The sequence below is a fragment of the Eubacteriaceae bacterium Marseille-Q4139 genome (genome assembly GCA_018223415.1).
Classification (GTDB): Bacteria; Bacillota; Clostridia; order Lachnospirales; family Lachnospiraceae; genus CABSIM01.
The window spans coordinates 1,147,635-1,168,509 of record JAGTTQ010000001.1 but is presented as its reverse complement, the minus strand read 5'-3'; the positions used below and the strand labels follow the sequence as shown (position 1 = coordinate 1,168,509).

The window sequence follows — 20,875 nt, the reverse complement described above, 5'->3', positions numbered from 1 at the left end:
GCGCTCATTTTATTTTGAGCGCTTCCTTTTTACTTGCGCTTTTTCTTCTTTGTCCCATGGTATGCCTGTGGCCGGGCCTTTCCCCTCATATTGTTGGGATTTTTAAGCAGTTTAGACAGGCTCAGTATCCGCATAAACGCTGAGAAATCCTCGGAAGCAATCTTGTCAAATGGAATTTGCATCTGGTCGCAAAACTCATGAATCACCCGTTCCTCATTACTGCCCAGCTGCATGGCACGGTCAAACTTTTCCTTGACCTCTGTGAAAGTCGGCTGCGAATCAGCGGTGGTACGGTCGGTGACATGAGCCTGACGAATATCCTGAACGATACTGTCCAGATCATCATGGATCGTGTGGCTGAAAAAATCACTCTCCTGTACCTGGCCGAGCTCCAGCGTGCGGACATAAAGGTCGTTATCCCCCGGCGCATGACTGCGGATCACTTCCTGCCGGGTGGCCTCCAGCACCAGATTCATCTGGGCAATTCGCATATCGGCGATCCGATCAACGAAAATCTCAATATCCGTCATCAGTCGCTGGAAGTTCTCATGTGTGGCAATCTCACACAGCAGCCGGTTGTTGATTTTTCCGCTGCTCAATAATGTAACCATATCATCACTCAAATGCAGGGCCTGAAGCTCTGTGTTTGGGTGATTTTTATTTTCCGACAACCCCATCAGGTAATCGGTGGACACCCCATAAAATTCCGCCAGCGTAGCGATGGCAAAGGGACTGATGTCCTTATAGTCGTCGCTCTCATATTTGCTGAGAGCAGATTTGGAAAGCCCTGTCTGCTCGGCCAGCTGCTCCAGGGTTAGGTGCTTATCCACCACCCGCAAATCCTTTAATCGTTCCGGGATAGACAGTTTTGTGTGCATCCACAATCCCCCTCTCATTAGGAAAATCCTTCCGTTTATCATCATTATACCATGATTCCATAAGCGTGGAAATATGCTGATTTCAAGCCATTTTCCATCGTTTTGGACATACGGGAGAGAGCCTGTTTTTTCGGTAAAATGAGTTTTGTCAGGAGACATAGAACCTTGAAAACTGAATGACCGGCTGCAAGGGGTATGACCTTTGGGGAAGTGACGCCATGACAGGAGCGCATCAAGAAGGACAATACGCCGGGGAAAATCCGGGCAGGAGCGATTGCAGGCAAACCGGCAACTAACACATGGAAAATAAACTTTTAGGAGGTTGATTTTTATGAAGTTGAGTATCCGGGAAAAGAAAGTACTGTACGACTTTGCCTGTCCCAACCACCACAACACGGTGACACGGCTGAAATGGCTGACCGCCTTAACCGTTGACCCTCAGGCCAAACATCGGATGCTGGAGCTGGCCCGGAAGATGGAAACGGAGATGGAAGAAAGCTGGTACACCGGCTTTTATCATCAGCTCCGTACGGAGATGGACGAGTATTACCGTGCCAAGCGCCGCCTGCGTTTGGCAAAGGAAAACACCGACTATGAGGAGGATCTGTATGACGAAGCTGTCTAAGTATGAGAAAGAAACCATCATCAACTGGAACGAGGCGGAGGACACCGCCAGTATCTACACCTTCAACGCCGATCTGAAGCGCAGGCTGGCCGAGTTCAGCCGCAAGTATCCCCAGCTGTGCCGGTTGGAGCGCAGCACCACTGAGGGCAGTGTGACCTATGTGATGGACAAGTCCCGCCTGTCCATCCGTCTGGTACCGCCGTACAGTGAGGAGAGGTTGGCGGCTGCCAGAGAATACGCCAAACAGCACGGATTTCAGGTCTTGCGGACGGACAAGAAGAGCGTCTGAAACCGGGTCAATTTACAGGAAAATAGCGGGTCTGCACCCGGTATTTTGCGGTGAATTGGTAACGGGATACCCCTGCATCACCCTGCCGGGAAATGCGACAAAAGGAGCATTCAGAGCCGGAGGAGCTGACAGAAACCGTACAAGTGTTGGAAGTCAAGGAGTACAGAGGGCGGCAAGCCCTTTGTGCTGGGTACAGGGGCGCAGCGCCCTGTTGGGGTCAAGGGGCAAAGCCCATTGGCGGGTTGAGGGCAGCCGCCCCATCGGGTCAAGGGTGAAACGCCTTGCCCAGGGAGAGTTGATGCCTTGCGTCAACTCGTACTGGGTATTACCTGACGCAGAAATCCGCAGGTTTAGCGGCTTCGCCGCTGCTCCCCTTCGGGAAAAATCAACGGAGAATGGAGGGATGAAAATTGAAACTGACACGGCACAACGGACGCTCCGGCAAGCATGGCACCTATAATCCCCGGCACAATGACCGCCGGTTTGATGTGGAAAACAGCGAACACATTGATACCCAGCGAGCTAAGAAAAATGTGTACTGGGACTGCTACCGTGGCTTCACTACCCCGGAACTTCGGGAGAACCCGGAACAGCCAGATTTCAGCTTTGAAGAAATTGAGCGGATGTATTACTACGAGCATTACTCCGACCATGTAGATGCCCAGAATGCCCGAAACGAGAAAACCCGGCACACTGAGCGCAACCGCACGGTAGAAGATCTTTTGAAAAACAACAAGACCTGCCCAGAGGAAAGCATTTACCAGATCGGCACCATGGAAGAATCCGTTCCAGCGGGTACTCTGGCACTCATTGTCAGCGAATTTTACGAGGAGTTTGAACGGCGCTTTGGTTCCCATATCCACATTCTGGACTGGGCGCTGCATCTGGATGAGGGTACGCCTCACATCCACGAGCGCCATGTGTTTGACTGCAAAAACCGGTATGGGGAGTTGTGCCCCCAGCAGGAAAAGGCGCTGGAGGAACTGGGCTTTGAATTGCCTGATCCGAGTAAGCCCAAGGGCAAACACAACAATCGAAAACAAACCTTTGATGCAGTATGCCGCACGCTGCTCTTTGACATCAGCCGCAAACATGGGGTGCATTTGGAGCAGGAGCCGTCCTATGGTGGGCGGGCGTATCTGGAGAAACAGGACTATATCCTGATGAAGCAAAAGGAGCAGTTGGCCGCCCAGGAACAGAAGCTGGAGGAGCTGACCCTGAAAATCGAGGATGTGGAAACACTGGTGGAGGAAGTTTCGGATATTGCCTATGACAAGGCGGTGGAGGTTGTCACCGATGCTGTCCGGCTGGAAACCCATAAGGAGGATATCCGGCTGGTGGAGGAAACGAAAAACTGGGTACTCTCGCCGGAACGGAAAGCGCCGCAAAAAGAGCGTGAGTATGCCGCTGCCCGGCTGGATGGAGTGATCTCCAAAATCAAAAATGCCATGCAGTCTGCGCTGACAAAAATCCAGAAGAAGCTGATGCAGCCGGAGGTCAAGCAGGCTGGTAAACAGCAGATTCAGGAAAAGGCCAAGGAATCCATTCTTGCTTTCCTGAAAAAAGCCAAGCAGGATAGCGCACAGAGAGAATACAACCGGAAAAAGCAGCGGGAAAAACAGGATATAGAGCTTTAAGGCATCTGATTTTGCGAACAAATCAGATGCTTTTCTCTTGAGGAGGTGAGAAACATTGAACAGCGAATCTCAGAGTTTAGTGCCTGCAACCCAGCAGGACGAAAGTGAGGAATTGACCGTTGATGAAGTGCAGGAAAGCCTTTCCACGACGGAAAAAGGACAACCGGCTAACACCATTGGAAATTGCCGCACGGTGTTTTGCCAAGATCCGCTTTTGCGGGGCGCAATCCGGCTGAATCTGCTGACCGACCGTGTTGATATTGTGCGGGATCTGGGCTGGCGCAGAAGTACCAGCGCCCTGACTGATACCGATGTCAAGTATCTGCTCCTTTACTTTGAGCAGAACTACGGTTTGACCAGTGAAAAGAAGCTGATGGCGGCGCTCTCCATCGTGGCAAACGAAAACTGCTATCACCCCATTCAGGATGTGCTGAACAGTCTGGTGTGGGACGGCAAGCCCCGGATAAGCTCCTGTCTGCATCACTTTCTGGGGGCAGATGAGAGCAACTATGTGGAAGAAATGCTCAAACACTTCCTGCTGGGAGCCATCCGCCGGGTGTTCCATCCAGGTTCCAAATATGAGGAGCTGCTCTGTCTGGTGGGCGGCCAGGGAGCCGGAAAGTCTACCTTCTTTCGCTTCCTGGCTATACAGGATGAGTGGTTCTCCGATGACCTGAAAAAGCTGGATGATGACAAGGTGTTTGCCAAGCTGCAAGGCCACTGGATCATCGAGATGTCGGAGATGCTGGCCACCAGTAACGCCAAGAGCATCGAGGAGATCCGCTCCTTTATCAGCCGCCAAAAGGAAACCTATCGCACACCCTATGAATCCCAGCCCAAAGACCGTCTGCGGCAGTGTGTGTTCGGCGGTTCCTCCAACACGCTGGACTTCTTACCCCTTGATCGAGCCGGAAACCGGCGGTTCCTACCAGTGATGATTTACCCGGAGAAAGCGGAGGTTCACATTCTGGAGGATGAAGCTGTTTCCAGGGAATATCTGTTGCAGGTGTGGGCGGAGGCTATGACCATTTACCGCAGCGGCGAGTATTCCATGAAATTTTCAAAGGAGATTCAAAAGCAGTTGGTGGAAGTCCAGAAGGACTTCATGCCGGAGGATACCGAAGCCGGGCAAATTCAGGGCTTCCTGGAACACTACACCGGCAATGTGGTTTGCTCCAAGCAGCTGTTCAAGGAAGCGTTGGGACACGCCTTTGAGGAGCCGAAGCGTTGGCAGCTGCACAATATCAACGAGATCATGAACACGGTGGTGATTGGCTGGAAGCCCTTTTTCTAACCCCCGGATGTTTGCTGGATATGGGCGGCAGCGTGGCTGGGAACGAGAAATTTCCGGCAACGAAGTGCCCGACAACGAAGATGGATTTGTGGAGCTGAGCGAGGAAGAAGTCCGCCAGCTGGAGCTGCCAAAGGAGTGGATTGCCTGATTTATAGGGCTTGTTGCCCGGTTGGTTGTCGGCTGGTTGCTAACTTTGTTGCCGGAAAAATGGAGATGTGGATACGGTAAATGCCCATAAAGCAAGGCTTTTTGGTTGGTATCTGTTCTCTGACAACGAAAGCAACGAGATTTCGCAAGAAAATTTGAAAAGTAAGAAACGATAGCCGGACGATAGGTTACAGGTTTTTCGGGGTTTGTTGCCGGACTTCGTTGCCGTTTCCTTTGTCTGGCCTTTCTGATCTATGGAGGTAGCCTATGGAGAAAAACCAAAAGCAAGAAAACAAGCAGAGTAAAAAAGTAAAGTTTATCGTGGTACGGGAGTTTTCAGGTGATAAAACCATGCGGGAAGCCTTTGAACAGCTCATTGAACGGCAAACCTGCGAACACTTTGAAGAATGGCTGGAACGCAAGGCAAGCTGAGGGAATTGATTGAAGTAAAAACAGGGACATGATATAATATACATATCGTGTCCCTGTTCATAGAAGGAGATTGCTATGAGCAGGAAAAAACAAGTCAATCAGAAAATCACAGCCCTCTATTGCCGTATTTCTCTGGACGATGGCGGCGATAACGAGAGTATGAGTATCAGCAATCAAAAACTTATGCTCAAGGAATTTGCCGAGAAAAACGGGATGTTCCAGTATGAGTATTATGTGGACGATGGTTACACAGGGCGTAATTTCAATCGTCCCGCTTTTCAGCGTATGATTGCCGATATTGAGGCCGGTAAAATTGGTTGTGTCATCACAAAAGATCTGTCCAGACTGGGAAGAAATTATATCGAAGCTGGAAGCTATATTGAAATCTTCTTCCCCAAACACAATGTCCGTTATATCGCCATTACCGATGGTGTGGACAGTTTGACCCGTCAGGAAATGGACATCACGCCGTTCAAGAATATCCTGAATGATATGTATAGCCGGGATATTTCCAAGAAAGTGCTGGCGGGGCGTATGACCCGTTCCCGACAGGGAAAGTTCTGTGGTGGACAGCCTCCCCTGGGGCTGATGCGTGACCCGGAGGATCGGGGACATTTGATCCTTGACCCGGAAACAGCACCGGTGATTCGCAAAATCTATGACCTGGCACTGGATGGCTGGGGTTGTATGCGGATTGCCAAGCAGTTGATGGAGGACAAGGTTCCCATCACCAGAGTAAAAGGAAATACAGCCTGCGATGTCAACTACTATGCGTGGGGCGGCGCAAGAATTAGCCATATCCTGCGTAACCCCTTTTATAAGGGCGCTCATCTGGTTTGCAGGACGCACCAGAAAGGGATTCGCTCCAACACCTATAACATCATTCCCCGTGAGGACTGGGAAATCATTGAGGGTTGTCATGAGGCGATTGTGACACCGGAGGAATGGGAACAGGTACAGGCAATCGTGGATCGCAGGCCCCCTATTATGAAAGGAAATGCTTGCCCCTTCTACAACTTGTTCCACGGCATTATCTACTGCGCCACCTGTGGGAAATCCATGCAGGTGCGGTATGAAAAGGTCGGCAGAACTGGCAAAAACCGCTTTACCGGCGAGATGCGGGAACCGATTGATAAGGCGTATTATATTTGTCAGACCTACAACCGGCTGGGCAAAAACGCCTGCACCAGCCATAAAATCGAAGCCAGGGATTTGTATAATCTCGTCCTGAAGGATATTCAGGAACTGGCAGCGATGGCGCTCAAAGATGCAGATGCCTTTTATCAGCGGTTGAGCAGCCGGATGGAGCGCCGATATATGGCGGATGCTTCCGAGATGCAGAAAGAGCGTGAGCGCCTGGAAGCCAGAAACCGGCAAATTGACGATATGTTTCTGAGCCTTTATACCGATAAGGCCAAAGGCGTGATCTCTGAGCAGCGGTTTGTGAAGTTGACCGCCGCCATGGAGCAGGAACAGGAAGAAAATCAGCGTTGTTTGCAGGAACTGATGCGAATGCTTCAGCAGTCTGACGCTCAGGAAAGTGAAGTCCGTACCTTTATCCGGGAGATTCGGCAGTATGCCACTATCCAAGAACTGGATGAAACGGTTCTGAACCGCCTGATCAGCCGTATTCTGGTGGGCGAGGTCAAGAAGGTTGATGGTCAGAAAGTTCAGGAGGTCAGGATCGTTTATAACTTTGTTGGCGAAATATTTATGTGAAGAAAGGGATTTTTATGAAAACAGATATTTCTACTATTAAAGAACTTGAAAGGCTGTTTCAGGAATACGAGCAAGAGGTGCTGACAGCCCAAAATAGTGGATATTTACAGCCTAATACCACACGCACATATTTGCTTCATTCCGGAAACTTCGTAAAGTGGTGTAAGGACGAATTTGAGCCGGGTGCCAAAAACAAGTAAGCTCCCCCATTTAAGCTAAACAACAAACTGAACGGTTTCGTTCCAACCCTTCTCTTAACCGAGAAGGGTTATTTTTTTGCCCATTCTTGAATTCATCACTTGACATTGTGGTAAAGAGCTTATGAGCCAGGATGAACTGGCCGTCATGGACGGCGGCAAGTGTATCCTCCAGCTGCGCGGTGTGCGGCCTTTCCTCTCGGACAAGTACGACATCACCAAGCACCCCAATTACCCGTACACCGCCGACGCGGACCCCAAGAACGCCTTTGACATCGAGGCGTTCCTGTCCACCCGGCTCAAGCTCAAGCCCAACGAGGTCTACGATGTGTATGAAGTAGACGCAGAGGGCGTGTAAATCTGTTCCGCTGTGAAAGACCTGCTAATAAAAGTCAAGTAGAAATTTCAGATTTTTAGGGAGGCGAAAAAATGCAATACAAAATCAAGCCGCTGAGCATCTCAAAATTAAAACGGCGGCCAGCCAGATGGTATAGAGTGTAAAAATCAGTCGTGCTCCAGGGATTCCAAGTAGGCTTTCACAGAAGCGTAGTAGATGCGCAGGAACTTGTTGGCAGAGGCCATCATGTAGACACGATATGGCTTGCCTTCAGAGCGTTTCTTGTCCATGAACTGGTACACCGGCTCGTCTATTGGAGCACATTGCAGGATGACGCTCATCACCAGAAAGAGCGTCCTGCGCAGTGAGGCAGATCCTCGCTTGGAAATGCTACGGCTACGGACATCTATTTGACCGGATTGGTAGGGCGGGGCGTCAATACCCGCAAAGGCAACCAACGCTTTTTTGGAATGAAAACGGCGTACATCGCCAATTTCAGCCAGGAGTTGAGGGCCGAGGGTTGGGCCAACACCAAACATCCCCATCACTACAGGATACTCCGGCAGAGAAGCTGCCAGGGATTGCATCTCCTGTTTGAGAGCAGCTAACGCGGAAGAAGTTGTCTGGAGTTGAGAAATGGCCTGTTCTACCAAAAGTTTTGCCGTATCCGTTTTCGGTATGACACCGAAGTGTCTGCAAGCAGAGGCATAAATATCCAGCGCCTTATCCTCGCTGAAATTGTAGCCGTGCTTTCTGCACCACTTCTGGTATTGGGTAGTAAAGGCCTTCTCAGACCGGCCACAAACGCACTCGCAATGCCAAAAAGTAGCGACAAAGTCCACCCACTTCTCGCTGCCATCGGCGCGGGGCGGACTGGTAAACAAGCGATTTGCGTCTGGGAAGGTGGTGTCCAGCAGGGAGATCAGGTTATTCTTCAGCATGGTCTGAACTTTGGAATACTGTTGGTACTGCCGGTAGCAGATTTTCAGCATGAGTCGGGTATCCTCCTCCGGGATATATCTCGGCAATGTGAGCCAGTGGTCAAGACCGTAGTTGGCCAGCTTTACGGCATCCTTTTTGTCGGTTTTGGCCCGTCTTAAACTGTTGTTTCCGTAGTCATGCACCAGCATTGCATTGACTACCGAGACATAAAGGCCCGCGTCGTGGAGCAGCCAGGCCACCGGAGCATGGTAATTACCCGTGGATTCCATCACCACACGGGTCTCGCCGTCCAGGCTTTTGAGCAGTCCTGCCAGCTCGCTCAGTTCATTGGCGGTGTGACGTACTTCAAAGGGTGAAACCACTACCTCTCCGAAGGGCCGCATGACTGCAATCATGCTCTTACCCTTGGAAACATCGATGCCAACGCAGTTCATTCACATTCCTCCAATACAAAGAATCTGCAACCGGAATCCATCTTTTCTCGCTGCCGATTCAATCTATTGTGTGACACGAACTCTCCGACATCCGGTGGTTCAACCTGCTTAAATCGAACGCTGCAACGAGAGGATGGCTAACAGTCTTTCACACGGACATACAAGCCCAAGGAGTGATTGGTCAGCCAGTTGCTCCTCTCATTGTAGCTTAGGCACGAGATGGAGGGAAAGCCGGACTGGCTGTCCGGCTTTCCTGTCCAAATTTATTGTAATAGGAGTGATCTTATCTACCCGCCTCAACCGCCCCGGATGGGGCCATCGGCGTACAAAGCGGACAATCACCAAAAAATAATGAAAAAAGGAGGACAGCCGGAATCAGGCCCCGGAAACCGGGTGCCGATTGTTCCGGCTTTTGTATGCCTATGAATGACTAAATCAAACTTTTCAAATGATTCCGGCTAACTATAATTTATGGCATTTTTCAATCAGGCTATCACCGTTCTTCAGACCCTCGTTATCGCTCTGGGCGCTGGTCTCGGCATCTGGGGTGTCATCAACCTGCTGGAAGGTTACGGCAACGACAACCCCGGTGCGAATGCTCATGTACGGTAAGGAAGCAAGCAACCGAAAACAAGAGATAGACCGCCAGCACTACACTATTCCGAACCAAAGACCAAAAGATAAGCATTGTGGGAAAATCTAAACTTTTGGATTTTCCTACAATGCCAACTACGGCGGAATCCCTCCCACTCCTTATATCTTTCTGTATACATTGAATTTGTATTTAGTAAAATGCAGACAACACCACGGATCGGCTTTTGGTTGGACAATTCCAACCAAACACCACAGCAGACAGCAGAAAACATTCTGAACGCTAGGAAGCCGGTATGATTGTTACATATAAGGGGAAGAAAAATTTCTTTTAGGTACTTGCTTTCCTAAAACTGATGTGATACAATGATTTAATCCAGAAAAGGAGTAAAAAATATGCGGCAAGGTATTCTTAAATAAAACTATAATCAAATAGTGGGAACAAAGGATTATGATAGCTCCTTTTGTAGGGGCTTAGTTTTTTGTACCCAATTTAAGAATACTTTTGCCTTATCAATTTTGACATATCCCCAAAAACAGCAATCACAAACAGGTGTATGCTGTATATGTGTATGTCCGCAACTTATAATCCCCAGTGGTAAAAGTATTTTACTGCTGGGGATTTTTATGCCCTTTGGGGCTGTAAAGGGAGGACAATCACATGAAAATAATCAATATTGGAATTCTTGCCCATGTAGACGCTGGAAAGACGACCTTGACGGAGAGCCTGCTATATGCCAGCGGAGCCATTTCAGAACCGGGGAGCGTCGAAAAAGGGACAACGAGGACGGACACCATGTTTTTGGAGCGGCAGCGTGGGATTACCATTCAAGCGGCAGTCACTTCCTTCCAGTGGCACAGATGTAAAGTTAACATTGTGGATACGCCCGGCCACATGGATTTTTTGGCGGAGGTGTACCGCTCTTTGGCTGTTTTAGATGGGGCCATCTTGGTGATCTCCGCTAAAGATGGCGTGCAGGCCCAGACCCGTATTCTGTTCCATGCCCTGCGGAAAATGAACATTCCCACCGTTATCTTTATCAACAAGATCGACCAGGCTGGCGTTGATTTGCAGAGCGTGGTTCAGTCTGTTCGGGATAAGCTCTCCGCCGATATTATCATCAAGCAGACGGTGTCGCTGTCCCCGGAAATAGTCCTGGAGGAAAATACCGACATAGAAGCATGGGATGCGGTCATCGAAAATAACGATGAATTATTGGAAAAGTATATCGCAGGAGAACCAATCAGCCGGGAAAAACTTGCGCGGGAGGAACAGCAGCGGGTTCAAGACGCCTCCCTGTTCCCAGTCTATCATGGCAGCGCCAAAAATGGCCTTGGCATTCAACCGTTGATGGATGCGGTGACAGGGCTGTTCCAACCGATTGGGGAACAGGGGGGCGCCGCCCTATGCGGCAGCGTTTTCAAGGTTGAGTACACCGATTGCGGCCAGCGGCGTGTCTATCTACGGTTATACAGCGGAACGCTGCGCCTGCGGGATACGGTGGCCCTGGCCGGGAGAGAAAAGCTGAAAATCACAGAGATGCGTATTCCATCCAAAGGGGAAATTGTTCGGACAGACACCGCTTATCAGGGTGAAATTGTTATCCTTCCCAGCGACAGCGTGAGGTTAAACGATGTATTAGGGGACCAAACCCGGCTCCCTCGTAAAAGGTGGCGCGAGGACCCCCTCCCCATGCTGCGGACGACGATTGCGCCGAAAACGGCAGCGCAAAGAGAACGGCTGCTGGACGCTCTTACGCAACTTGCGGATACTGACCCGCTTTTGCGTTGCGAAGTGGATTCCATCACCCATGAGATCATTCTTTCTTTTTTGGGCCGGGTGCAGTTGGAGGTTGTTTCCGCTTTGCTGTCGGAAAAATACAAGCTTGAAACAGTGGTAAAGGAACCCTCCGTCATTTATATGGAGCGGCCGCTCAAAGCAGCCAGCCACACCATCCATATCGAGGTGCCGCCCAACCCGTTTTGGGCATCCATAGGACTGTCTGTTACACCACTCTCGCTTGGCTCCGGTGTACAATACGAGAGCCGGGTTTCGCTGGGATACTTGAACCAGAGTTTTCAAAACGCTGTCAGGGATGGTATCCGTTACGGGCTGGAGCAGGGCTTGTTCGGCTGGAACGTAACGGACTGTAAGATTTGCTTTGAATACGGGCTTTATTACAGTCCGGTCAGCACGCCGGCGGACTTCCGCTCATTGGCCCCGATTGTATTGGAACAGGCATTGAAGGAATCGGGGACGCAGCTGCTGGAACCTTATCTCTCCTTCATCCTCTATGCGCCCCAGGAATACCTTTCCAGGGCTTATCATGATGCACCGAAATACTGTGCCACCATCGAAACGGCCCAGGTAAAAAAGGATGAAGTTGTCTTTACTGGCGAGATTCCCGCCCGCTGTATACAGGCATACCGTACTGATCTGGCCTTTTACACCAACGGGCGGAGCGTATGCCTTACAGAGCTGAAAGGATATCAGGCCGCTGTCGGTCAGCCGGTCATCCAGCCCCGCCGTCCAAACAGCCGCCTGGACAAGGTGCGCCATATGTTTCAGAAGGTAATGTAAAGATACATAATCGTCAAGACGGCAACAATCAGAAGTTATGGAGGGTAACAATGGAATATAGTAAGGAAGATTTAATGGAAGCAAAAAAGCAAATTTGGGGAGTGGGAGAGAACATGGGAACAGAGGAAAGTAAAAAAATCTGGGAGGAGAACGCACAATTTTGGGATAATGCAATGGGTGACGAATCTAATGAATTTCACAGAGAGGTAGTGCGTCCCAAAGTAACGGAACTTCTATCTCCTAATCCTGCGGATTACATTTTGGATATTGCGTGTGGCAATGGAAATTATTCTTCGTATCTTGCACAAAGAGGCGCTTCGGTTGTCGCTTTTGATTACAGCAAAAAAATGATAGAATTGGCTAAAAGACGGCAATCACAATATGCAAAACAAATTGAATTTTGTGTGGCGGATGCGACCGATAGAAAAAGTATATTAGAATTAAAAAGAAATCGAGCCTTTACGAAAGCAGTTTCTAATATGGCAATTATGGATATTACGGATATTGAACCACTTCTTATGGCTGTTTATGAACTGTTGCAGGAAAGCGGAATTTTTGTCTTTGCAACGCAACACCCTTGTTTTGTCACGTTGACTGAAAAATATATGACACCGCACAGTTACTATGATATAGCGATTGAAGGGCAACCGAAAGAGCAGATTTATTATCATCGTTCCATACAAGATATTTTTAACCTTTGTTTTAGAGCTGGATTTGTCATTGATGGATTTTATGAAGAATGTTTTAAAACCAACAAAGAAATTCCTATGGTAATGATAGTAAGGCTTAAGAAGGTAAAACGTGATAGCTTAAAATAAATTCAAGTTTGTCGGGTAAATAGCAAACCCAGCCGAGCCAGTCAACGGTCAAGATGAACGGCGCATATGCGCAGCCGTTGACAGCCCCGCCCGCCTTTGCTGGTAGGCAATCAAGGGGCGACAGCAAGAAGTGCCACCGCCCCGCACTATTATTCAGAAAGGGGAATTTCCATGACCGACCAGATAGCCTATCAAGAATATATCCAGCGCAGGTACAACGCCTTTTGCAAGACTGTTATCCGCTGTGCCGCCTTGGACAAGATTTTGAAGCTTAAACGGCAATGGGAACGGCAAGTTTCCCTTGACTATCTGATGAACGAGAAGTTTGTCCAGTTTGCCGCGTCGGAGCCGGACGAGGAATACCCATTTACCGTCTGCGGTCAGACCGTCCTGCTCTGCAACGCCGCCCTTGCCGACGCGATCTCTGTTTTGCCGGAGCAGACGCGGGAAGAAATCCTGCGCTATTACTTTCTGCGCCAGCCGCAGCGCGTGATCGGCGCGTGTATTGGCCGGTCACGCAGCACAGCGGGGCGGCATATCCAGCTTGCCTTGCAGCGGCTACGCGAAGAAATGGGGGTGAGCCGGTATGAGTAGACTTCTCCCCTATGAAACAATCCTCAAAGCCCGTGAGGGCGACCCAGAAGCCGTGAACGCTGTCCTGCTCCACTACGCCGGATATATCCGCTATTTCTCAAAAGTGAACGGGCAGGTCAACGCCGAGGTGGAGGACTATGTAAAGCAGCGGTTAATTGACTGTCAATTCAAGTTCCGGCTTGACGAACCACCGGACAAGTCATAAAAACTGAATACCAGCCGCCACCGACGCGGCCAGCGAAAGCAGTAAGTCTTGAAAAAGATTTACTGCTTTTTTTGTTGTCCGGCTCCGCTCCCGGCCATTTTGCCCCCTGCCGGTTGTAGTAGTAAGCGAGGAGGGAATTTTTCTGCCCTGGTGTTTGGCATTTGGAGCATTTACCCGTAGTAGAGGGCAAAGAGAAAGGATTTCTCCAACACCGGGTAGAAACCACTGCGTCCGGTGTCATTTTAGCGAAAGCGGGCAGGAATGCCCTTTACAGGATTAGTAGTAGCAGAAAAAGAGAAACAAACTTTTGTGGTTGCAGTTTTCCAAAAAAGTGGCGGACGGAAGTGAGAGAAAGTTTGCAGTCACGGAGAGCAAGTTTCTACCACGGTGCCAAAATCCGCAATTCTGCAGTTTTGCCCCTCGCGGGAAACTTGTTGGGGAGTGCCTTCCCCAAACCCTGCTCATGCGCCCTTACGGGCGAGAAAGGAGGTCACACCATGCGAAAGAAATACAACACGCCCCACCGCAGCCGCGTTGTGAAAACCCGGCTGTCCGAAGATGAGTATGCCGACTTCACAGCGCGGCTTGCGCCCTATGGTATCAGCCAGTCCGAATTTCTCCGGCAGGCGATACGGCGGGCGACCATACGCCCGGTTGTCCATGTGTCGTCGGTCAATGACGAGTTGCTTTCCGCTGTCGGGAAGCTGACAGCCGAGTACGGCAGGATCGGCGGCAACCTCAATCAGATTGCCCGGTATCTGAACGAATACGGCGTACCCTACAACACCCTTTCCGGCGAGGTACGCGCCGCCATATCCGACCTTGCCGTCCTCAAGTATGAAGTCCTCAAGAAAGTAGGTGACGCGGTTGGCAACACTCAAGCATATCAACTCTAAAAACGCCGACTACGGAGCCGCCGAGCAATATCTTCTCTTTGAGCATGACGAGTTTACCATGAAGCCCGTCCTTGATGAAACCGGCAGGCTTATCCCCCGCGAGGACTACCGGCTGTCCACGCTGAACTGCGACGGGGAGGATTTTGCCGTTGCGTGTATGCGGGCCAATCTCCGCTATCAGAAAAACCAGCGGCGGGAAGATGTGAAAAGCCACCACTACATCATCAGCTTTGACCCGCGGGACGGGCCGGACAACGGCCTGACCGTAGACCGGGCGCAGGCGTTGGGGGAACAATTCTGTAAAGAGCATTTTCCCGGCCACCAGGCCCTTGTCTGCACCCACCCGGACGGGCATAACCACAGCGGCAACATTCATGTGCATATCGTCATAAACAGCCTGCGGATTGAGGAAGTGCCGTTCCTGCCCTACATGGACAGGCCGGCCGATACGAAAGTCGGCTGCAAGCACCGATGTACCGACGCTGCCCTGCGCTACTTCAAATCCGAAGTCATGGAGATGTGCCACCGGGAGGGGCTTTATCAAATCGACCTCTTGAACGGCAGCAAGAACCGCGTCACCGACCGGGAGTATTGGGCGCAGAAAAAGGGACAGGCCGCGCTGGACAAGCAGAACGCCCCCATGATTGCCGATAGTATCACGCCCCGGCAGACCAAGTTTGAAACGAACAAGGAGAAGCTGCGGCAGACCCTACGGAAAGCCCTTGCCACCGCCGCCAGCTTTGACGAGTTTTCCTCTCTGTTGCTGCAGGAGGGTGTGACCGTCAAGGAGAGCCGGGGGCGGCTTTCCTACCTCACGCCGGACAGGACAAAGCCAATTACCGCCCGGAAGCTGGGCGACGATTTTGACCGCGCCGCTGTCTTTGCCGTTTTAGAGCAAAACGCCGCCAGAGCAGCCGAAGCGCCAGCCAGATCCCCCGATCCCCCACGCACCATAAAAGACCGCTTGCAGGTTGCCAGAGCCGAGATAGCCGCCCCGAAACAGGACGGAGTGCAGCGGCTTGTGGACATTGAGCAGAAAATGGCCGAGGGCAAAGGCCGGGGCTATGAACGCTGGGCGAAGATACACAATCTGAAGCAGGCCGCCAAAACGCTGTCCGTCTACCAGCAATACGGCTTTACTTCCCCGGAGCAGTTAGAAGCCGCCGTTGACACCGCCTATCAGAAAATGCGCCAGACCAGCGGCGAACTGAAAGCACTGGAAACGAAGCTGCAAGGGAAAAAGAAGTTGCAGCGGCAGGTGTTGGCCTACGCCCAGACCAAGGCCGCCCGCGACGGGCTGCGGGCACAGAAATCCGAGAAAGCCCGCGCCGCATACCGGCAGGCCCATGAGAGCGATTTTATCATAGCCGACGCAGCAGCCCGGTATTTCAAGGCGCATGGCATTACCAAGCTGCCCGCCCGGAAAGCGTTGCAGGCCGAGATCGAGCAGCTTATCTCCGAGAAAGACGGCCTGTATAACACCTATCACGAACAGAAACAGCGGTTCAAGGAGTTGCAGACCGTCAAGCGGAACATCGACCAGATTTTGCGCCGGGACGAGCCGCACCGCAGAAAGGAGCAGAGCCATGAGCGATAACCTGCCCCACATGGACTACCGCCAGCACCGGCGGGCGCGGCGGCTGGTACATGAGTGCTGTAACTACGATGAGGGGAACTGCCTGCTATTGGACGACGGGGAGCCTTGCGTGTGCGTCCAGAGCATTTCCTTTTCCCTCATGTGCCACTGGTTCCGTGTGGCTGTCCTGCCCCTTGACGGGGAGCTGGCCGCAGCCCTCTTGTGCCGGGGAAGCCGGAAACGGTGTGCCGTCTGCGGGGCGGCCTTTGTCCCCAAATCCAACCGGGGAAAATACTGCCCCGACTGCGCCGGGCGCATGAAGAAAATCAAAGCCGCCGAGAGAAAGCGGAAACAAAGGCAGAGATGTCACGCTTTAGAGCCTTTCAAACCCGCATAAATCAAGGCTTTTTTCGTGGGTGTCAAAGGGTACGCGATACATTTATCCTTTTCCCCCGGAAACGGCGTTTTAATGCGTGACAATACGCCAAAATCAACCCGAACACAGGGAGGTGATCCTATCGCTGATTATATCAGGGCAGACACGCGGCTGCCCGCCTATCTGCCGTATCCCCGTTTCCTGCTGAAAATGGAGATTTCACAGACCGCCAAGCTGCTGTATTCGCTGCTGTTAGACCGTTCCACCCTCTCCCAGAAAAACAAGTGGCTGGACGACGAGGGCAGGATTTATATTATCTATCCCATCGCGGAGATAGCAGAAATACTGGATAAAGGCAGCACCACCATCAAGGGGGCGCTTAATGAACTGGACACGGCGGGGCTGTTGGAACGGGAACGGGGCGGCTTCTCCGCACCGAACCGGCTTTATGTCAAAGTACCGCCAGTGCCACAGGTACAGTTTTCAGACCAACTGATGGCCGGAAGTCCGCCCCTCATAGAGCCGGAAAACCGTCCTACTGATGGTCAGAAAACCGACCTTATGATGGTCGGAAAACCGTCCCCTAACCAAACTACTATAAACAACCTTACAGAGAGCCAAACAAAGGGAGTGAGTGGGGGGCCGTCCGCGCCCTATGGCCGATATGGAAATATTTTTCTGTCACAGACCGAATACGACGAGTTGCAGGCAGAGTACCCTGACAGGCTGGAACGGTTCATCGAGGAAATGAGCCGCTACCTTGCCGCCAACGGGAAAAGCTACCAGAACTATGCCGCCGCCCTGCGGATATGGGCGGGGAACGACAAAAAGGAAGCCCCTAAAAAGGGCATACCAGACTACTCATGCAAGGAGGGCGAGAGTTTATGAAGAATGAAATCAACGCGGTTTTGGAGAATATGACGACCACCATCCCGGAGCCGGAGGACTACACCGGCGAGGACGGTTTACTGTACTGCGGCAAGTGCCGCAAGCCGAAAGAAGCCTATTTTGCGCCGGATAAGGCCGCTATCTTCGGGCGCGACCGCCACCCGGCAGAGTGCGACTGCCAGAGAACCGCCCGCGAGGAACGGGAAGCCGCCGAAAAGCGGCGCAGACACCTTGACACCGTGGAAGAACTGAAACGCCGGGGCTTTACCGACCCCACCATGCGGGACTGGACTTTCGAGAACGACAACGGCAGGAACCCGCAGACCGGGCTTGCCCGCCGGTATGTGGAGCATTGGGAAGATATGCGGACAGACAATATCGGCTGCCTGTTCTGGGGCGGCGTAGGCACCGGCAAAAGCTACCTTGCAGGCTGTATCGCAAACGCCCTCATGGAGAAAGAAATCCCCGTCCGCATGACGAACTTTGCTCTTATCCTCAATGACCTTGCCGCCAGCTTTGAGGGGCGCAACGAGTACATTTCCCGCCTTTGTCGTTATCCGCTGCTGATCCTTGACGACTTCGGCATGGAACGCGGGACGGAATACGGGCTGGAACAGGTGTTCAATGTGATTGACAGCCGTTACCGCAGCGGCAAGCCGCTGATCGTCACGACCAACCTTACGCTGGACGACCTGCACAACCCGGAGGACACCGCCCATTCCCGGATTTATGACCGCCTGCTTTCCATGTGCGTCCCGGTACGCTTTACCGGCGACAACTTCCGGCAGGAAACCGCCAAGCGGAAAATGGAGAGCATGAAGAAACTGATTACCGACTGAAAGGAGTATTGCCTATGGCAGATAACAAGCAGCACGACACCCGCACCACCCGCCGCCCTGACTGTGTGACGGAAATCCGCATGGGCAATTCCGTCCTTGTCGTGTCCGGCTATTTCAAGAAAGACACCACAACCACAGCCGCCGACAAAATGGCGCGGGTACTGGAAGCGGAAGCCGCTGCTACACAGGAGCCGACTTATCCGGCGTGAACCGGGGCATGGAAAAGCGGCCATGCCAGGGAGCATGACCGCTGGAACGAAAATCGGAAGTGCTTTAGCAATTCTTAATCTCATTCTCTATAAAATAATTTGCAATTTCAAAGGCTTTTATTCTTCTCTTTGCCAATGTGATTTGTGATTTATAACGCTCGGAATTATCCTTTGATTCAAATGTTTTTACTGTTTCTCTTAGCTTGTGCAGAGTTGAATCAATTTGCCTTTTGGCCGCGGTTAATTCATCTATTGTATACTTCATGTTTTCTCCTTTAACTTCTGATTTTTTTGTTAAATCAGAGTATACCACGGAGTTATGAACTTTTCTACTGCAAATATGGGACGACAACCCATACCATAAAAATCGGAAAATTGAAAAGCTGTAAAGAAGCAAATTTAACGCTTTTGCCGCTGTACAGCCCCCGCCGTTCCGTGGTACAATGAAACCACGGAATAGTGGGGCTGGCTGTCGGAAACGGAGGATTTTATGTTAAGACAAGCCACCCAAAACCTCATTACCGCCCTTTATCCGAGATTGTCCCACGAGGATGAATTGCAAGGCGAGAGTAATTCCATATCGAACCAAAAAAGGATACTCGAAACCTACGCAAAACAGAACGGCTTTACCAATCTGCGCTGGTACACCGACGACGGTTTTTCCGGCGCGAACTTCCAGCGGCCCGGATTTCAAGCCATGCTTGCGGACATTGAAGCCGGGAAAGTGGGTACGGTCATCGTCAAGGACATGAGCCGGTTAGGGCGAAACTACTTGCAGGTAGGGTTTTACACGGAAATGCTGTTCCCTCAAAAGGGTGTGCGTTTTATCGCTGTCAACGATAATGTGGACAGTGCCAGCGAGGGCATGGACAACGATTTTACCCCGCTGCGAAATCTGTTCAATGAATGGCTGGTGAGAGATACGAGCAAGAAAATCAAGGCAGTGAAAAAGTCAAAAGGCATGAGCGGCAAGCCTGTTACCAGCAAGCCGGTTTACGGCTATGTGATGGACGAGGACGAGAATTTTATTATAGACGAGGAAGCCGCCCCGGTGGTGCAGCAGATTTACCAGCTTTGCCTTGCCGGGAACGGCCCGACCAAGATTGCCCGTATGCTGACGGAGCAGCAAATCCCCACGCCGGGGACGCTGGAATATCAGCGGACAGGCAGCACCCGCCGTTATCACCCAGGCTATGAGTGCAAATGGGCGACCAACACCGTCGTTCATATCCTCGAAAACCGAGAGTACACCGGATGTCTGGTGAACTTCAAAACGGAAAAGCCTTCTTATAAGGTCAAGCACAGCATAGAGAACCCCGTCGAGAAGCAGGCCATTTTCGAGAACCACCATGAGCCGATCATCGACAAGGAAACATGGGAACGGGTGCAGGAGTTACGCAAACAGCGCAAACGCCCGAACCGCTACGATGAAGTGGGGCTGTTCTCCGGGATTTTGTTCTGCGCCGACTGCGGCCATGTGCTGTATCAGCAGCGGTATCAGAACAAAGACCGCAAACAGGACTGCTACATCTGCGGCAGCTACAAGAAGCGCACCCGCAACTGTACGGCGCACTTTATCCGCACCGATCTGTTGACCGCTGGTGTCCTGGCAAATCTCCGGCAAGTGACCGAATACGCAGCCAAGCATGAGAGCCGGTTTGTGAAACTACTTGTCCAGCAGAACGAGATCGGCGGCAAGCGAAAGACCGCCGCAGCCATCAAGCAGCTTGAACAGGCGCAGGAACGCATTTCTGAAATCAGCCGCATTATCAAGCGGCTGTATGAGGACAATGTAAACGGCAAAATCAGCGATGAGCGTTTCATGGAACTGTCGGCTGACTACGAAGCCGAGCAAGCGGAGCTGAAAAAGAGAGCCGCCGCCCTGCAAGCCGAACTGGACAAGTCACAGGCAGCTACCGTCAACGCCGAGAAATTTATGGGCATTGTCCGCAAGCACCTTGCCTTTGAAGAACTGACCCCCACTCTCTTGCGGGAAATGATCGAGAAAATTGTGGTGCATGAGTGCAGCTATGATGAGAACGGCACCCGCAGGCAGGACATTGAGATTTATTACAGCTTTGTCGGCAAGATTGACTTGCCCGAATAACCGCCCGACCTATCCGACACAATGGCCAAGTGTCGGATAGGAACGGCAAAATTTTTTGCACTTCTATTGCTTCTTTATCACACATAAGCAAAGTCCCAGGGCATGAAGCAGCTCATGGCTGGCGCTGGCGTCGCCGTGGTCGGCATGGTCCTCGTACCCCTGCTCTCCAGCCTGTTCACCGTCTGATCGCTCCCGTCGTTAAGCTGTCATAAGAAATCCTTGCCGCCCCTGCCCCCAAGCGGGGGCGGCTGAAAGGAGGTTGAC

21 protein-coding genes and 3 pseudogenes are annotated in these 20,875 nt (G+C 51.5%); 21 read left to right on the top strand and 3 right to left on the bottom strand.

The window, feature by feature from the left end; all coding sequences use genetic code 11:
• Nucleotides 1-29 precede the first annotated feature (29 nt).
• Nucleotides 30-878: a helix-turn-helix transcriptional regulator gene (locus tag KE531_05510; protein ID MBR9953082.1), complete on the bottom strand. Its 849-nt coding sequence runs from the start codon at nucleotides 876-878 to the stop codon at nucleotides 30-32.
• 331 nt (nucleotides 879-1,209) lie between these two features.
• Here KE531_05510 and KE531_05505 point away from each other — a divergent pair, with 331 nt between their 5' ends.
• The 8 genes and pseudogenes from KE531_05505 to KE531_05470 all read left to right on the top strand — a co-directional run bounded on the left by KE531_05505 (nucleotide 1,210) and on the right by KE531_05470 (nucleotide 7,576).
• The gene (locus KE531_05505; protein MBR9953081.1) at nucleotides 1,210-1,503 is read left to right on the top strand and encodes a hypothetical protein; all 294 of its coding nucleotides are present in this window, start codon (nucleotides 1,210-1,212) and stop codon (nucleotides 1,501-1,503) included.
• Nucleotides 1,487-1,792, top strand: coding sequence for a molecular chaperone (locus KE531_05500; protein ID MBR9953080.1), 306 nt, complete (start codon nucleotides 1,487-1,489; stop codon nucleotides 1,790-1,792). Before KE531_05505 ends, KE531_05500 begins: the two co-directional genes overlap by 17 nt.
• 410 nt (nucleotides 1,793-2,202) lie before the next feature.
• Nucleotides 2,203-3,429: a serine/arginine repetitive matrix protein 2 gene (locus KE531_05495; GenBank protein ID MBR9953079.1), complete on the top strand. Its 1,227-nt coding sequence runs from the start codon at nucleotides 2,203-2,205 to the stop codon at nucleotides 3,427-3,429.
• Between the two features lie 112 nt (nucleotides 3,430-3,541).
• Nucleotides 3,542-4,871: pseudogene (locus KE531_05490) on the top strand (virulence-associated protein E).
• Between the two features lie 266 nt (nucleotides 4,872-5,137).
• Nucleotides 5,138-5,302, top strand: coding sequence for a hypothetical protein (locus KE531_05485; GenBank protein MBR9953078.1), 165 nt, complete (start codon nucleotides 5,138-5,140; stop codon nucleotides 5,300-5,302).
• Nucleotides 5,303-5,377: 75 nt separating this feature from the next.
• Complete coding sequence (locus tag KE531_05480; protein ID MBR9953077.1) at nucleotides 5,378-7,021, top strand: recombinase family protein; 1,644 nt, start codon at nucleotides 5,378-5,380, stop codon at nucleotides 7,019-7,021.
• 14 nt (nucleotides 7,022-7,035) lie between these two features.
• Nucleotides 7,036-7,221, top strand: a complete 186-nt coding sequence (locus KE531_05475) for a hypothetical protein (GenBank protein MBR9953076.1) — start codon at nucleotides 7,036-7,038, stop codon at nucleotides 7,219-7,221.
• Nucleotides 7,222-7,330: 109 nt separating this feature from the next.
• A pseudogene (locus KE531_05470) lies at nucleotides 7,331-7,576 on the top strand (type IV secretory system conjugative DNA transfer family protein).
• Between the two features lie 146 nt (nucleotides 7,577-7,722).
• Here KE531_05470 and KE531_05465 read toward each other — a convergent pair.
• Nucleotides 7,723-8,931 carry an IS110-like element ISEnfa110 family transposase gene (locus KE531_05465; GenBank protein ID MBR9953075.1) on the bottom strand — a complete coding sequence of 403 codons (1,209 nt, stop codon included), beginning with the start codon at nucleotides 8,929-8,931 and terminating at the stop codon, nucleotides 7,723-7,725.
• 471 nt (nucleotides 8,932-9,402) lie between these two features.
• On the opposite strand from KE531_05465, the gene KE531_05460 reads away from it, so the two are divergent.
• The 11 genes from KE531_05460 to KE531_05410 all read left to right on the top strand — a co-directional run bounded on the left by KE531_05460 (nucleotide 9,403) and on the right by KE531_05410 (nucleotide 18,504).
• Nucleotides 9,403-9,543 carry a hypothetical protein gene (locus KE531_05460; GenBank protein ID MBR9953074.1) on the top strand — a complete coding sequence of 47 codons (141 nt, stop codon included), beginning with the start codon at nucleotides 9,403-9,405 and terminating at the stop codon, nucleotides 9,541-9,543.
• Between the two features lie 640 nt (nucleotides 9,544-10,183).
• On the top strand, nucleotides 10,184-12,103 hold the full coding sequence (tet(W), locus tag KE531_05455; GenBank protein ID MBR9953073.1) for a tetracycline resistance ribosomal protection protein Tet(W): 1,920 nt from the start codon (nucleotides 10,184-10,186) through the stop codon (nucleotides 12,101-12,103).
• 50 nt (nucleotides 12,104-12,153) lie between these two features.
• Nucleotides 12,154-12,921, top strand: coding sequence for a class I SAM-dependent methyltransferase (locus tag KE531_05450; GenBank protein MBR9953072.1), 768 nt, complete (start codon nucleotides 12,154-12,156; stop codon nucleotides 12,919-12,921).
• A gap of 171 nt (nucleotides 12,922-13,092) precedes the next feature.
• Complete coding sequence (locus tag KE531_05445) at nucleotides 13,093-13,515, top strand: sigma-70 family RNA polymerase sigma factor (GenBank protein ID MBR9953071.1); 423 nt, start codon at nucleotides 13,093-13,095, stop codon at nucleotides 13,513-13,515.
• Nucleotides 13,508-13,720 (top strand): helix-turn-helix domain-containing protein, encoded by a 213-nt coding sequence (locus KE531_05440; GenBank protein ID MBR9953070.1) that lies wholly within the window; start codon nucleotides 13,508-13,510, stop codon nucleotides 13,718-13,720. The genes KE531_05445 and KE531_05440 overlap by 8 nt, the downstream gene beginning before the upstream one ends.
• A gap of 497 nt (nucleotides 13,721-14,217) precedes the next feature.
• Nucleotides 14,218-14,616, top strand: a complete 399-nt coding sequence (mobC, locus tag KE531_05435; protein ID MBR9953069.1) for a plasmid mobilization relaxosome protein MobC — start codon at nucleotides 14,218-14,220, stop codon at nucleotides 14,614-14,616.
• Nucleotides 14,588-16,213, top strand: coding sequence for a relaxase/mobilization nuclease domain-containing protein (locus KE531_05430; protein MBR9953068.1), 1,626 nt, complete (start codon nucleotides 14,588-14,590; stop codon nucleotides 16,211-16,213). Before mobC ends, KE531_05430 begins: the two co-directional genes overlap by 29 nt.
• A complete protein-coding gene (locus KE531_05425; GenBank protein MBR9953067.1) occupies nucleotides 16,203-16,589 on the top strand; it encodes a cysteine-rich VLP domain-containing protein in 387 nt (128 codons plus the stop codon). The genes KE531_05430 and KE531_05425 overlap by 11 nt, the downstream gene beginning before the upstream one ends.
• A 72-nt stretch (nucleotides 16,590-16,661) precedes the next feature.
• Nucleotides 16,662-17,456: a replication initiator protein A gene (locus KE531_05420; GenBank protein ID MBR9953066.1), complete on the top strand. Its 795-nt coding sequence runs from the start codon at nucleotides 16,662-16,664 to the stop codon at nucleotides 17,454-17,456.
• A complete protein-coding gene (locus tag KE531_05415) occupies nucleotides 17,453-18,295 on the top strand; it encodes an ATP-binding protein (protein ID MBR9953065.1) in 843 nt (280 codons plus the stop codon). Before KE531_05420 ends, KE531_05415 begins: the two co-directional genes overlap by 4 nt.
• Nucleotides 18,296-18,309: 14 nt before the next feature.
• Nucleotides 18,310-18,504, top strand: coding sequence for a transposon-encoded TnpW family protein (locus KE531_05410; protein ID MBR9953064.1), 195 nt, complete (start codon nucleotides 18,310-18,312; stop codon nucleotides 18,502-18,504).
• Between the two features lie 64 nt (nucleotides 18,505-18,568).
• Here KE531_05410 and KE531_05405 read toward each other — a convergent pair whose 3' ends face one another.
• Complete coding sequence (locus KE531_05405; GenBank protein ID MBR9953063.1) at nucleotides 18,569-18,769, bottom strand: hypothetical protein; 201 nt, start codon at nucleotides 18,767-18,769, stop codon at nucleotides 18,569-18,571.
• A gap of 225 nt (nucleotides 18,770-18,994) precedes the next feature.
• On the opposite strand from KE531_05405, the gene KE531_05400 reads away from it, so the two are divergent.
• Together KE531_05400 and KE531_05395 are read left to right on the top strand one after the other, a co-directional pair.
• Nucleotides 18,995-20,611 (top strand): recombinase family protein, encoded by a 1,617-nt coding sequence (locus KE531_05400; protein MBR9953062.1) that lies wholly within the window; start codon nucleotides 18,995-18,997, stop codon nucleotides 20,609-20,611.
• Between the two features lie 21 nt (nucleotides 20,612-20,632).
• Nucleotides 20,633-20,797 (top strand): annotated as a pseudogene (locus tag KE531_05395) (hypothetical protein).
• Nucleotides 20,798-20,875: the final 78 nt, after the last annotated feature.